This is a genomic window from Methylothermaceae bacteria B42 (assembly GCA_001566965.1).
GTDB lineage: Bacteria > Pseudomonadota > Gammaproteobacteria > Methylococcales > Methylothermaceae > Methylohalobius.
The window spans coordinates 1-14,917 of the sequence record LSNW01000022.1 but is presented as its reverse complement, the minus strand read 5'-3'; the positions used below and the strand labels follow the sequence as shown (position 1 = coordinate 14,917).

10 protein-coding genes and 1 pseudogene are annotated in these 14,917 nt (G+C 49.8%); all 11 read left to right on the top strand.

The features are described from left to right. The 11 genes and pseudogenes from AXA67_08565 to fusA all read left to right on the top strand — a co-directional run bounded on the left by AXA67_08565 (position 1) and on the right by fusA (position 14,801). Positions 1-192, top strand: a pseudogene (locus AXA67_08565) (preprotein translocase subunit SecE). Positions 193-198: 6 nt separating this feature from the next. After that, positions 199-732: a transcription termination/antitermination protein NusG gene (locus AXA67_08560; protein ID KXJ40785.1), complete on the top strand. Its 534-nt coding sequence runs from the start codon at positions 199-201 to the stop codon at positions 730-732. A 52-nt stretch (positions 733-784) separates the two neighbouring features. Beyond that, entirely contained in the window at positions 785-1,219 is a 435-nt protein-coding gene (locus AXA67_08555; GenBank protein KXJ40784.1) for a 50S ribosomal protein L11, read from the top strand. Continuing rightward, positions 1,216-1,911 carry a 50S ribosomal protein L1 gene (locus AXA67_08550; protein ID KXJ40783.1) on the top strand — a complete coding sequence of 232 codons (696 nt, stop codon included), beginning with the start codon at positions 1,216-1,218 and terminating at the stop codon, positions 1,909-1,911. The genes AXA67_08555 and AXA67_08550 overlap by 4 nt, the downstream gene beginning before the upstream one ends. Before the next feature lie 187 nt (positions 1,912-2,098). After that, positions 2,099-2,629, top strand: a complete 531-nt coding sequence (locus AXA67_08545; GenBank protein KXJ40782.1) for a 50S ribosomal protein L10 — start codon at positions 2,099-2,101, stop codon at positions 2,627-2,629. A 41-nt stretch (positions 2,630-2,670) separates the two neighbouring features. Then, positions 2,671-3,051, top strand: coding sequence for a 50S ribosomal protein L7/L12 (rplL, locus tag AXA67_08540; GenBank protein ID KXJ40781.1), 381 nt, complete (start codon positions 2,671-2,673; stop codon positions 3,049-3,051). 233 nt (positions 3,052-3,284) lie between these two features. Beyond that, positions 3,285-7,364 carry a DNA-directed RNA polymerase subunit beta gene (gene rpoB, locus AXA67_08535; GenBank protein KXJ40780.1) on the top strand — a complete coding sequence of 1,360 codons (4,080 nt, stop codon included), beginning with the start codon at positions 3,285-3,287 and terminating at the stop codon, positions 7,362-7,364. Between the two features lie 43 nt (positions 7,365-7,407). Continuing rightward, complete coding sequence (locus AXA67_08530; GenBank protein ID KXJ40779.1) at positions 7,408-11,610, top strand: DNA-directed RNA polymerase subunit beta'; 4,203 nt, start codon at positions 7,408-7,410, stop codon at positions 11,608-11,610. 204 nt (positions 11,611-11,814) lie between these two features. After that, positions 11,815-12,189, top strand: a complete 375-nt coding sequence (locus tag AXA67_08525) for a 30S ribosomal protein S12 (protein ID KXJ40778.1) — start codon at positions 11,815-11,817, stop codon at positions 12,187-12,189. 22 nt (positions 12,190-12,211) lie between these two features. Next, complete coding sequence (locus AXA67_08520; GenBank protein KXJ40777.1) at positions 12,212-12,679, top strand: 30S ribosomal protein S7; 468 nt, start codon at positions 12,212-12,214, stop codon at positions 12,677-12,679. Positions 12,680-12,707: 28 nt separating this feature from the next. Continuing rightward, positions 12,708-14,801, top strand: coding sequence for an elongation factor G (gene fusA, locus AXA67_08515; protein ID KXJ40776.1), 2,094 nt, complete (start codon positions 12,708-12,710; stop codon positions 14,799-14,801). The last annotated feature ends 116 nt before the right edge of the window (positions 14,802-14,917 follow it).

Genomic DNA, 14,917 nt, shown 5'->3' with positions numbered 1-14,917 from the left:
GGCCAAGCTTTCTGGGCTTTCTTCCAAGAAGCAAGGAATGAAGTGCGAAAGGTTGCGTGGCCGACGCGGCAGGAAACCATACATACCACTTTGATGGTAGTGTTGATGGTTTTTATTGTTGGCGTGATTTTGTGGTTGCTGGACACATTCTTCTTGTGGCTGGTACGGCTGCTGACAGGCCAGGGAGGATAAAAATCGATGGCATTGCGTTGGTACGTCGTCCATACCTATTCCAACTATGAAAACCAAGTTAAGCGCTCATTAGAAGAGCGCATTCAGCGGGCGGGTTTGGAAAAATATTTTGGAAAAATCCTAGTTCCCACCGAGGAAGTGATAGAGATGCGGATGGGGCAGCGGCGCAAGACTGACCGGAAATTCCTGCCGGGTTATGTATTAGTACAAATGGAGTTGAATGACGAGACCTGGCACTTGGTCAGAAGTGTTCCCCATGTACTTGGATTTATTGGTGGTACAGCGGAAAAACCAGCGCCGATTTCGGACAAGGAGGCAGAAGCTATTCTCGCACGCGTTGAGGAAGGACTGACTAAGCCTAAACCTAAGGTATTGTTTGAAGTGGGCGAGACTGTTCGAATCATCGAGGGGCCATTTAAGGATTTTAATGGCGTGGTAGAAGAAGTTGATTACGAAAAAAACAAGCTGAGAGTGTCTGTGCTTATTTTTGGGCGTTCAACCCCTGTCGAATTTGATTTTGGCGAAGTTGAGAAGGTTTGAGTCAGTATTTAAACGGGGAGCCGAAAGGCGTTTGTACCCAACGGAGATTTGAATGGCTAAAAAAGTAGAAGCATATATTAAATTACAGGTCAAGGCCGGAGAGGCGAATCCGAGTCCCCCGGTAGGTCCAGCCTTGGGGCAGCACGGCGTCAATATCATGGAGTTTTGCAAAGCCTTTAACGCGCAAACTCAGAGCATGGAGAAGGGTTTGCCGCTGCCGGTCATTATCACGGTATACAACGATCGCAGCTTTACCTTCATCATCAAGACTCCTCCTGCATCATATTTGCTCAAAAAAGCGGCAGGTATAGACAAAGGCAGTAGTGTGCCCAACCTTAATAAAGTCGGAGTCGTCAAGCGGGATCAATTGGAAGAGATTGCCAAGATGAAGGAGCCCGATTTGACTGCGGCAAGTATGGATGCGGCTGTGCGTACAATTGCCGGCACTGCCCGGAGTATGGGTATCGATGTGGAGGGTGTGGAATGACCAAGCTGAGCAAGCGGATCAAGACCATCCGGGAAAAAGTCGGTAAAACTAGAGCCTATGATGTTGAAGAAGCGTTACAGCTATTAAAAGAACTGTCGACGGTTAAATTTACCGAATCGGTAGATGTCAGTGTGAATTTAGGGGTGGATCCCCGGAAATCCGACCAGGCAGTGCGAGGCTCGACTGTCTTGCCTCATGGGACCGGTAAAACAGTGAGGGTTGCTGTATTTGCTCAAGGCGCAAATGCGGAAGCAGCCAAAGAAGCCGGAGCGGATATTGTGGGCATGGAAGATCTGGCGGAAGAAATTAAAAAAGGCAATCTGGATTTTGATGTCGTGATTGCAACGCCTGACGCTATGCGGATTGTAGGCCAATTGGGGCCTGTTTTAGGTCCACGCGGTTTAATGCCCAACCCCAAAGTAGGAACGGTAACGACTGATGTGGCTGCGGCGGTAAAAAACGCGAAATCCGGCCAGGTGCGTTATCGTACCGATAAGGGCGGCATCATCCACTGCACTATCGGTAAAGTGGACTTTGAGGTGAATGCATTGAAAGAGAATCTCGAAGCCATTCTTTCCGACTTGAAGAAAGCAAAACCCGCTTCAAGCAAAGGGGTTTATTTGAAAAAAATTGCGGTATCCACCACGATGGGACCTGGCCTGAATGTGGACCAGGCGAGTTTGAACGTTTAAATTGAAGAGAGCTTTGGATTGCCGGTGATTATCCGGTGATCGTCAAAGACCGCAGGTGCGTGCCCACGCTTAATTTCCTGCGTAGACGGTGAACCGGAGACACGGGGAGCCGTTCTGGGGCATCCTGAAAAGGGATGTGAACAAAAAACCTTAAAGGTTTTCCTTTAGGTGATTGTCGGAGGTAAATGTGGCACTGAGACTAGAGCAGAAGAAAGCCGTGGTCGCAGAAGTCTCAAAGGTTGCCAGTCAAGCCATTTCTGCCATTGCAGCAGAATATCGGGGGTTGACGGTACCGGAGATGACTGAGCTGCGTCAGCAGGCTAGATCCTCGCAAGTATACCTTCGCGTAGTGAAAAATACACTGGCGCGTCGTGCGCTGGAAGGGACTGAATTTGCCTGCATGAATGAAGGCTTGGTGGGTCCCTTGTTGTTGGCGTTTTCACTGGAAGAACCAGGTTCGGCTGCTCGTGTTATCAAGGAATTTGGTAAAGAACACGAACACTTGAAACCTAAATTGGTAGCCGTTGGCGGACAACTTTTCGGTCCCGAAGAGTTGGAGCGATTGGCTACGCTGCCGACCAAAGATCAAGCCATCAGTATGCTGATGGCGGTGATGAAGGCGCCGGTGGAGAAGTTTGTGAGAACGTTGGCTGAACCACACGCGAAGTTGGTTCGTACCCTGGCTGCTGTTCGCGATCAAAAACAGCAAGCAGCGTAAATAATATTTAGGTTTATTGATTCAATAGTGGAGTAAAAAGAATGGCATTGTCTAAAGAAGAGATTTTGGATGCGATTTCAAACATGACAGTCATGGAAATAGTTGATTTGATTTCCGCCATGGAAGAAAAATTTGGTGTGTCAGCAGCCGCTGCAGTTGCGGCTGTACCAGTGGCGGCTGGTGGAGAAGCTGGTGGTGCGGCAGCGGAACAAACTGAATTTGATGTCGTTATGTCCAGCTTTGGTTCTAATAAAGTGGCTGTGATTAAGGCTGTTCGCGGCATCACCGGTCTTGGCTTGAAAGAAGCCAAAGCTTTGGTGGAAAGTGCCCCTGCGCCAATCAAGGAAGGGGTAAGCAAGGAAGAAGCCGAAGAGATCAAAAAGCAACTGGAAGAGGCAGGCGCGTCTGTCGAAATCAAATAACGCAATTTCTATCAAGAACTGAAGGGATGGCTGGTAGTCGTGACTACCGGCCTTTTCCCGCTTCCATTGAAAAATGGCGGAGGTTATATGTTGAGGCTTTTCTAAGTATTCTTGTTTTGTCTATTTTTAGACAGACCGGGCATGAATTAACTTACATCATCTCAATCCATTTGGCTGGAGGATTTTAAAGTAAATCCCCTGTCAGTCAACCACTCAGGATTTAAGGAACCGATATGGCCTATTCTTTTACCGAGAAAAAACGTATTCGCAAAAGCTTTGCAAAACGTTCTGAAGTTCTCGAAGCCCCTTATCTGCTACGAATTCAAATCGAATCCTATAAAAAGTTTTTACAGGAAGACCAGCACCCTGACAAACGCTCGGATCAGGGTTTGCACGCAGCCTTTAAATCCGTGTTTCCGATTGAGAGCCACAACGGCTACGCAGTGTTGGAATATGTCAATTATAGACTAGGAGAGCCGACATTTGATGTCAAAGAATGCCAGTTGCGGGGAGCTACCTATTCCGCGCCGCTGCGGGTCAAAGTAAGATTGATTCTATACGACAAGGATTCTCCAGCCTCCAGTAAAGTCGTCAAGGATATCAAGGAACAGGAAGTCTACATGGGCGAGCTGCCATTGATGACTGATAATGGCACATTCGTCATTAATGGGACGGAGCGGGTGGTGGTGTCCCAGCTGCATCGGTCACCTGGCGTCTTTTTCGATCATGACCGGGGCAAGACCCACTCCTCTGGAAAATTGCTTTTCAATGCCCGGGTGATTCCCTATCGAGGCTCATGGCTGGACTTCGAATTTGATCACAAGGATATCATTTATGTGCGTATTGATCGCCGCCGCAAGCTACCCGCGACAGTATTGCTGCGCGCGCTGGGATACGACAATGAACAAATTATCAGGATGTTTTTTGAAACCGACACCTTTTGGTTGTCGGCAGATAACATTACCTTGGATTTGGTGCCTGAACGGCTACGCGGTGAAATCGCGCCTTTCGATATTGCATTGGATGATGGCACTGTCGTCGTTAAAGAAGGTCGCAGAATTACTCCCCGGCACATCCAGAAAATGAAAAAAGCCGGACTAGAGAAGCTAGTGGTTCCAAGGGAATTTCTCTACGGCAAGATTCTTGCCCATGACATTGTGGATGAAAAAACAGGCGAGCTGATTGCCCCTGTCAATGCTGAGATTACTTCTGAGCTGCTTGATCTGCTTATCGAAAATGGCGTTGAAAAGATAGCAACGTTATATGTCAATGAATTGGATCGGGGGCCTTACATTTCCAATACCCTCAAGGTGGATCACACCACCACTCAGCTGGAAGCTTTAGTGGAAATCTATCGGATGATGCGTCCTGGCGAGCCTCCCACCAAGGATGCCGCAGAGACACTGTTTCACAATTTATTCTTTTCTGAAGATCGGTATGATCTTTCAGAGGTCGGGCGTATGAAGCTGAATATGCGCCTGGGCCGGAAAGATGAAACAGGTCCCAGGGTCCTCACCAAAGAAGACATCCTCGACGTTCTGAAAGAATTAATCAATATTCGTAACGGCAAGGGCCAAGTGGATGATATCGACCATCTTGGCAATCGCCGGGTGCGTAGTGTCGGCGAGATGGTGGAAAACCAATTCCGTGTGGGGTTGGTGCGGGTTGAGCGAGCGGTGAAGGAGCGCTTGACCCTGGCCAGTAGCGAAGGCTACACAGCGCAGGAAGTCATCAATGCCAAGCCTGTGGTTGCGGCGATCAAAGAATTTTTTGGCTCCAGCCAATTATCCCAGTTTATGGATCAAAATAATCCTTTGTCCGAGATTACCCACAAGCGGCGCGTTTCCGCCTTGGGGCCGGGAGGACTGTCTCGAGAGCGCGCGGGTTTCGAGGTGCGCGATGTCCACGCCACCCATTATGGCCGGCTATGTCCCATCGAAACGCCGGAAGGTCCCAATATTGGATTGATTAATTCTTTGGCAATTTATGCGCGTACCAACCGCTACGGATTTCTTGAAACGCCATATCGCAAGATCGAAAATGGCAAGTTGACTGATGAAATTCATTATCTTTCTGCCATCGAAGAAGGCGAATATGTCATTGCCCAGGCCGGGGCTACTGTGGATGAAGAAGGCCGCTTGAGCGATGAAATGGTTTCGTGCCGGTACAACAATGAATTCACGCTGGCTTCTCCAGAGATGGTCCAATACATGGATGTGTCATCCAAGCAGATTGTATCAGTAGCGGCTTCGTTGATTCCCTTCCTTGAGCACGACGATGCAAATCGTGCCTTGATGGGTTCGAATATGCAACGGCAGGCGGTGCCTATGCTTCGGTCCGAGAAGCCTTTGGTAGGCACGGGTATCGAGCGGATTGTCGCGCGGGATTCAGGTACTGCAGTCGTGGCCCGCCGGGGCGGTGAAGTGGTTGCTGTGGATGCCGCCAGAATCGTTGTCCGGGTCAACGATGACGAAACCGAGGCTGGCGAGCCTGGGGTGGATATTTATAATCTCATCAAATATACCCGCTCCAACCAAAACACTTGTATCAATCAACGGCCGCTGGTGAAAACCGGAGATAAGATCAGCAAAGGCGATATTATGGCCGATGGCGCTTCCACTGATTTGGGGGAGTTGGCGTTAGGTCAAAATCTTTTGGTGGCCTTTATGCCGTGGCAGGGTTACAACTTCGAAGACTCCATTTTGATTTCCGAACGGGTCGTTGAAGAGGATCGTTATACGACGATTCATATCGAAGAGAAAACCTGCGTTGCCAGGGATACCAAATTGGGTCCTGAAGAAATCACTGCCGACATCCCCAACGTCAGCGAAGCTGCCCTGTCAAAATTAGATGAGTCCGGCATTGTCTATATCGGTGCTGAAGTTAAAGAGGGTGATATTTTGGTGGGTAAGGTGACGCCTAAAGGAGAAACCCAGCTGACCCCAGAAGAGAAGCTGCTAAGAGCGATCTTCGGTGAAAAGGCATCGGATGTGAAGGACACTTCTTTGCGCGTACCCTCAGGGATGGCGGGGACTGTGATTGATGTGCAGGTCTTTACTCGCGATGGCGTCCAAAAAGACAGCCGCGCCAAAGCGATTGAGGAAGAGCAGCTTGCCAAAGTAAGCAAGGATTTGCAGGACCAACTGCGAATTTTAGAGCAGGATATTTACCAGCGGGTTTATCAAATGCTGCTGGGCAAAACCGTCGAGTCAGGCCCTGGCGGCATCAAGAAAGGCGTTGCAGTCACTGAGGAACTCCTTAAAGGCATGAAGCCCGAGGAGTGGTTGAATATCCGCCTCCAAGATGAGGACATCAATCTTCAGCTGGAAACCATTGCAGAGCAGTTGGAGTTTCAGCGCAAGGAAATTGACCGCCGCTACGAAGAGAAAAAGGTCAAGATTACCATGGGGGATGATTTACCGCCTGGGGTCTTGAAAATGGTCAAGGTCTACTTGGCGGTCAAGCGCCGTATTCAGCCCGGCGACAAGATGGCGGGACGTCATGGAAACAAAGGCGTTATCTCGCAAATTGTTCCGGTGGAAGATATGCCCTATCTGGAAGATGGAACGCCTGTGGATATCGTCCTGAATCCTTTGGGTGTTCCATCCCGCATGAATGTGGGACAAGTTCTGGAGACCCATTTGGGATGGGCGGCAAAAGGGCTGGGGCTTAAACTCGGCAAAATGCTGGAAGCCAAAGCCGCGGTGCAGGAAATTCGGGAATATCTGGAGAAAATCTATAACAGTTCCGGTAAGAAAGAGGATCTGGATAGTTTCTCCGATGAGGAAATTCTGGAACTGGCCCATAACTTGAAAGGCGGCGTGCCGATGGCGACGCCTGTTTTCGATGGCGCCACCGAAGAGGAAATTAAGTCCTTATTGCGCTTGGCCGATTTGCCTGAAAGCGGACAAACCCAGCTTTGCGATGGCCGTACCGGCGAGCCATTCGACCGGGATGTTACCGTGGGCTATATGTACATGCTCAAATTGAACCATTTGGTGGACGACAAGATGCATGCGCGTTCGACCGGTCCTTACAGTTTGGTAACCCAGCAGCCGCTGGGTGGAAAAGCGCAATTTGGCGGCCAGCGTTTTGGGGAAATGGAAGTTTGGGCATTGGAAGCTTATGGGGCGGCTTATACCTTGCAGGAAATGCTGACGGTCAAATCCGATGACGTCGTTGGCCGCACCAAGATGTATAAAAACATCGTGGACGGTGACTATCGCATGGAAGCGGGCATGCCAGAGTCGTTCAAAGTGTTGGTGAAGGAAATTCGCGCTTTGGCCATTAATATCGAATTAGAGCAGGATTAAACGCCAGGTTGTTCCGGTTCAAAACTCACGTGGGAGTTTAGCATTGAAAGATTTAATTAAATTCTTGAAGAAACAGAGTCAGGTAGAAGAGTTCGATGCCATTCGTATCGGTTTGTCTTCCCCTGATATGATCCGGTCATGGTCTTATGGTGAAGTCAAAAAGCCAGAGACCATCAATTATCGGACCTTCAAGCCCGAACGGGATGGCTTGTTTTGCGCCAAAATTTTTGGTCCGGTCAACGATTACGAGTGCTTGTGTGGTAAGTACAAACGATTGAAGCATCGGGGCGTAATCTGCGAAAAGTGCGGGGTGGAAGTGACCTTGGCCAAGGTGCGCCGCGAGCGCATGGGTCATATCGATCTTGCCAGTCCTGTTGCGCATATATGGTTTCTGAAATCGTTGCCGTCTCGAATCGCGCTGATGCTCGATATGACCCTGCGTGAAGTAGAGCGGGTGCTGTATTTCGAGTCTTTCGTGGTCACCGATCCTGGCATGACGCCACTAGAGCGCTGTCAGCTTTTGACCGATGAAGAGTATCTGGATGCGTTGGAGCAATATGGCGATGACTTTGAAGCAAAAATGGGCGCCGAGGCAATTCAGCAATTGCTGAAATCCCTGGATTTAAAGGCAGAAGTTGTCCAGCTTCGCGAGGAAATTGAGGCAACCAATTCTGAGACCAAAATTCGCAAATTGTCCAAGCGCCTTAAATTAATGGAAGCCTTTTTGAGTTCCAATAATCGCCCGGAATGGATGGTGCTGACTGTTTTACCAGTACTACCACCTGATTTGCGCCCTTTGGTGCCTCTCGATGGTGGCCGTTTCGCAACGTCCGATTTAAATGATTTATACCGCCGGGTGATTAATCGCAACAATCGCTTGCGTCGTTTGTTGGAGCTTAATGCGCCAGATATTATCGTTCGTAATGAGCGGCGTATGCTGCAGGAATCGGTTGACGCATTACTGGATAATGGCCGCCGCGGACGGGCTATCACCGGAACCAACAAGCGCCCCCTTAAATCGCTGGCCGATATGATCAAAGGCAAGCAAGGGCGTTTCCGTCAGAACCTTCTCGGCAAAAGGGTAGATTATTCTGGCCGTTCCGTCATCGTAGTGGGACCCACCCTCAAGCTGCATCAATGCGGACTGCCTAAAAAAATGGCATTGGAGCTGTTTAAGCCGTTTATTTTCGGCAAACTTCAAGCGCGGGGTATTGCCACAACCATCAAGGCCGCCAAGCGTATGGTGGAGCGGGAGGAAGCCGAGGTTTGGGACGTGCTTGACGAGGTCATCCGCGAGCACCCGGTGATGTTGAACCGCGCACCCACATTGCACCGGTTGGGGATTCAAGCCTTTGAGCCGGTTTTGATCGAAGGCAAGGCCATCCAACTGCATCCATTGGTATGTACGGCATTCAACGCCGACTTTGATGGCGATCAGATGGCGGTTCACGTGCCATTATCTCTGGAGGCACAGTTGGAAGCCCGGGCCTTAATGATGTCCTCCAATAATATTCTCTCGCCGGCCAATGGTGAGCCAATTATTCACCCTACTCAGGATATTGTATTGGGGCTTTATTATATGAGCCGGGAGAAGGTCAATGCCCAAGGTGAAGGGATGGTCTTCGCTGATGTCAGCGAGGTACAGCGGGCACTGGATAATAAAGTACTTAGTTTGCATGCCAAGATTAAGGTGCGGATTGAAGAGAAAATCCAGGAGGAGGACGGCTCTGTTTCTTATGATCGCCGGGTAGTCGATGCCACCGCTGGCAGAGCATTGATTTGGTCAATTGTTCCTGAAGGATTGCCCTTTGAATTGATCAATCAGGATATGACCAAAAAGGCCATCTCCAATGTCATCAACGTGTGTTATCGCAATCTTGGTCTCAAGACCACGGTAATTTTTGCCGACCAATTGATGTACCTGGGATTCTCAAATGCCAGTAAGGCCGGAGTTTCCTTTGGCGTGAACGATATGGTGATCCCTCCTGAAAAGACAAAGATCATTCAGGAGGCCGAGAAAGAGGTCATGGAGATCCAGCGCCAGTACGAATCCGGCCTGGTCACCAATGGCGAACGCTATAACAAGGTCATTGATATTTGGTCCCATGCCAACGACCAAGTGGCCAAGGCGATGATGAGCGTCCTTGGAGAAGAAGAGGTTGAAGATGCTGAAGGTAACAAGGTAAAGCAGAAATCTTTCAATTCCATCTTTATGATGGCCGATTCAGGCGCTCGTGGTTCTGCCGCGCAAATCCGCCAGTTGGCTGGAATGCGCGGCCTTATGGCAAAACCGGATGGTTCCATTATTGAAACTCCAATCACGGCCAACTTCCGGGAAGGTCTCAATGTTCTCCAATACTTTATTTCTACCCACGGTGCCCGCAAAGGTTTGGCGGATACCGCGCTTAAGACCGCCAACTCCGGCTATTTGACCCGGCGTTTGGTGGATGTGGCTCAGGATTTGGTGATTACGGAACAGGACTGCGGAACTACCAATGGCATATTGATGACACCGATAATCGAAGGCGGTGATGTGGTTGAACCCTTATCCGAGCGCGTGCTTGGACGAGTGGTTGCCGAGGATGTCCTGGATCCTAAAACCGAGGAAGTGGTTGCTCCGGCTGGGACGTTGTTGGATGAACGTTATGTGCGTTTGCTAGAAGAACATAGCGTGGAACACGTGCAGGTGCGTTCAGTGATTACCTGCGAAACCCGGTATGGGGTATGCTCGCATTGCTATGGCCGGGATCTCGGGCGTGGCCATCGGGTGAGTGTTGGCGAATCGGTAGGGGTGATTGCCGCCCAATCTATTGGTGAGCCAGGTACTCAGCTGACCATGCGTACTTTCCACATTGGAGGTGCGGCATCACGTTCTGCTGCTATCAGTAGTGTTGAAGTGAAATCACCTGGAACCATTCGTTTGACGAATTTGAAAACGGTGCGAAACAAGGAAGGGAAATTGGTTGCGGTTTCCCGTTCGGGTGAAATCAGCGTGATTGACGAACATGGCCGCGAACGCGAACGCTATCGTATCCCCTATGGCGCCATCTTGAATGTAGAGGATGGCAGCCAAGTCAAAATGGGAGATGTGGTGGCCACCTGGGATCCCCATACCCATCCGGTTATCACCGAAGTGAGCGGAATCGTTAAATTAGAAAACTTCATCGAGGGCGTCACGGTTCGTGAGCAAATGGATGAAGTCACCGGCTTGAGTTCCATGGTGGTAATCGATCCTAAGCAACGCACCTCAGCGGGCAAAGATTTACGGCCGATGATCAAGCTCGTGGATGAAAATGGAGAAGACATTTTCATTCCGGGTACGGAAATTCCAGCCCAATACTTTCTCCCTGCTGGAGCTATCGTCAACATTCGTGACGGAGACCGGGTGGAAGTGGGGGATATTCTCGCGAGGATACCGCAAGAATCGACGAAAACCCGTGACATTACCGGGGGTCTGCCAAGAGTAGCGGATCTGTTCGAAGCGCGCAAAACCAAAGATCCGGCTATTTTGGCGGAAGCCACGGGTACAGTGAGTTTCGGTAAGGAAACCAAGGGCAAGCGCCGGCTGATCATTACAGATTCCGAAGGAAATCAGCATGAAATACTGATTCCAAAATGGCGTCATGTTACGGTTTTCGAGGGGGAGTATGTCGAACAAGGCGAGACCATTGCAGAAGGGGAATTGACGCCCCATGATCTGCTTCGCCTTCGCGGCGTGGAAGAGTTGGCGGCCTATTTGGTCAAAGAGATCCAAGATGTTTACCGGCTGCAGGGCGTGAAGATCAATGACAAGCACATTGAGGTGATCATACGTCAGATGTTGCGCAAGGTAGAGATCACTGACCCAGGCGATACCAGCTATTTGGCGGGAGAGCAGGTGGAGCGCTCTCGGATACTCGAGGAAAATGAAAAGTTGGAGAAAGAAGGGAGAAAACCTGCTATTTTCTTGCCCGTCTTGTTGGGAATTACCAAAGCATCTTTGGCCACAGAATCCTTCATCTCTGCGGCGTCCTTCCAAGAAACCACGAGGGTTCTTACTGACGCGGCGGTACGTGGATTGCGCGATGATCTTCACGGACTGAAGGAGAATGTCATTGTTGGTCGCTTGATCCCCGCGGGTACCGGTCTGGCCTACCATCGGGAACGCAAGCGTAAGCGGGCACTGGCACAGATGCCTGCGCCAGAGGCTGAGGTGATGGGAACAGAAGAAGTGGAGGAAGCGCTGAAAAAAGCGTTCAATCCCTAAGGCTACCGCTTATCAGTGATTTAGCCTTAACTATTAAAGCCGGCTGTGATTTAGTTGACAGCCGGCTTTTAATTATCTACAATACCCAGCTTTCAGCTAGAACCCGTAGAAGCTCATAACCACTTGATTTTTATTGGGTTCGTTCCTAGTTAGAATTTTGCAAGATTATTAAGCGCCGATCGAGTTGTAGGGAGATGTATTGGTATGGCAACAATTAACCAATTGGTTAGAAAGCCTCGAGTTCGAAAGAAAGAAAAGAGTAATGTGCCTGCGCTGGATGCTTGTCCGCAGAAGCGCGGGGTTTGCACTCGGGTTTATACAACCACCCCAAAGAAACCTAACTCGGCGCTGCGCAAAGTGGCTCGTGTTAGACTGACCAATAGTGCTGAAGTTACTAGTTATATAGGCGGTGAAGGGCACAATTTGCAAGAACACTCAGTCGTGCTTATTCGAGGGGGGCGGGTAAAAGACTTGCCGGGTGTTCGTTATCATGTGGTTCGTGGCGCGCTGGATGCTGCAGGCGTGGATGGGCGCCGTCAGGGGCGTTCCAAATACGGAACCAAGAAACCAAGAAGCTAAATTACTTAGAGATTGAATAGCGATGAGAAGAAGGGCTGCAGAAAAAAGGCAAATTTTGCCAGATCCAAGGTTTGGAAATGAGACCGTTGCCAAATTCATTAACATGGTGATGGTAAGCGGGAAAAAATCCTTGGCGGAACGTATCGTCTATGGGGCTTTGGACATTATCGAATCCCGTGGGCATGAAGATTCTCTCGGTGTGCTGGTAAAGGCTCTCGAGAATGTACAGCCGTTGGTGGAGGTAAAATCCCGCCGTGTTGGTGGTGCAACCTACCAGGTACCTGTAGAGGTTCGTCCTGATCGTCGCCGCTCTCTAGGTATGCGCTGGTTGATTGATGCGGCGCGCAAACGCAGTGAGAAAACAATGCCGCAGAGATTGGCTGGTGAACTCATGGATGCGGTTGAAAATCGCGGGGTAGCGGTTAAAAAGCGCGAAGATACCCATAGAATGGCAGAAGCAAATAAAGCTTTTTCTCATTATCGCTGGTAATTGAAGTAGAAATTAAAGGTTAAAGACAGTGGCACGCACAACTCCAATCGAAAGATACCGCAATATCGGCATTATGGCTCATATTGATGCGGGTAAAACGACGACGACCGAGAGAATCCTATTCTATACAGGCGTATCTCACAAAATTGGTGAGGTCCATGATGGGGCTGCCGTAATGGATTGGATGGAGCAGGAGCAAGAGCGCGGCATCACAATTACCTCGGCTGCGACTACTTGCTTTTGGAGCGGTATGGATCGTCAATTTCCCGAGCACCGAATCAATATTATCGATACGCCGGGTCACGTGGACTTCACAATTGAAGTGGAGCGTTCACTGCGTGTTTTGGATGGAGCCTGTGCGGTGTTTTGTGCGGTAGGTGGTGTGGAGCCTCAGTCGGAAACGGTGTGGAGACAGGCGAATAAATATGGTGTTCCGCGCTTGGCGTTCGTCAATAAGATGGATCGGCAAGGCGCTGATTTTCTGCGGGTAGTTGGGCAGCTTGAAGATCGCTTAGGTGCAAATCCCATTCCTTTGCAATTGCCAATCGGGGCGGAAGAGAATTTCAAAGGCGTTGTAGATCTTATTCGCATGCAGGCCATTTACTGGGATGAGGAAACCAAGGGCACCAAATACGAGGCCAAGGATATCCCTGGGGATATGGTCGAAATGTGTCAAGAATATCGCGAAAAATTAGTTGAGGCCGCTGCTGAAGCCAATGACGAATTGATGGATAAATATTTGGAGGGGGAAGAGTTAACTATCGAGGAAATTAAGCAAGGTTTGCGTTCACGTACTTTGGCGGGTGAAATCGTGCCTGCGTTATGCGGTTCGGCCTTTAAGAATAAAGGTGTGCAGGCATTGCTGGATGCCGTGATTGAGTTGTTGCCTTCTCCCGTTGATATCCCACCAGTTAAGGGTGTGGATGAAGATGGTAACGAGGTTGAGCGAAAGGCAAAAGATGATGAACCTTTTGCGGCCTTGGCGTTTAAGATCGCTACTGATCCTTTTGTTGGTGCTTTAACCTTCTTTCGAGCCTATTCTGGGGTGGTTAACTCCGGTGACACGGTTTATAACCCATTGAAAAGAAAACGTGAAAGGATTGGTCGTATCGTGCAAATGCATGCGAACTCCCGCGAAGAAATCAAGGAGGTGCGAGCCGGAGATATCGCGGCGGCTATCGGCTTGAAAGATGTGGCCACCGGCGATACTTTGTGTGATCCCAAGGCTATTATCACCCTTGAGAAGATGGAATTCCCCGAGCCCGTTATTTCGGTGGCAATTGAGCCTAAAACCAAAGCGGACCAAGAGAAAATGGGTGTAGCTTTGCAGAAACTGGCTCAGGAAGATCCTTCATTTCGGGTGCATACTGACGAGGAATCGGGGCAGACCATTATCTCCGGCATGGGAGAGCTTCACTTGGAAATTATTGTCGACCGCATGAAGCGTGAGTTTAATGTGGAAGCCAACGTTGGCGCTCCTCAGGTCGCCTACCGCGAAACAATTCGCAAGTCGGTCGAGCAGGAAGGCAAGTTCGTGCGGCAGACAGGGGGGCGGGGTCAATACGGTCATGTCTGGCTACGTCTTGAGCCCCTGGATCGTGGCAGCGGTTACGAATTCGAGAATGCCATCGTTGGGGGTGTGGTGCCAAAAGATTACATACCGGCAGTGGATAAAGGGGTGCAAGAGGCTATGGAGAGCGGCGTGGTGGCAGGTTATCCCGTTGTGGACGTGAAGGTAACCTTGTTCGATGGTTCGTATCATGATGTTGACTCCAGCGAAATGGCCTTTAAGATCGCCGGCTCAATGGCTTTCAAAGAGGGTGCGAAGAAAGCCGATCCTGTGCTGTTGGAACCCATTATGAAAGTGGAAGTCGTCACGCCAGAGGAATATATGGGTGACGTTGTGGGCGATATCAATCGCCGCCGCGGTATGGTCCAAGGCATGGACGATGCGCCATCGGGGAAAATCATTCGCTGTGAAGTGCCGCTGGCAGAGATGTTTGGGTATGCAACAGATTTGCGCTCTCAGACACAAGGCCGGGCGACTTATACCATGCAGTTTGAAAAATACCTTGAAGCGCCGGCGAGCGTCGCTGAGGCGATCATTAAAAAAGCATCATAATTTATTCTGGAATCATAGTTTTAAAGTGAGGTGTAGCAGTGGCCAAGCAGAAATTTGAGCGTACCAAGCCACATGTGAATGTGGGGACGATTGGGCATGTTGACCATGGTAAGACG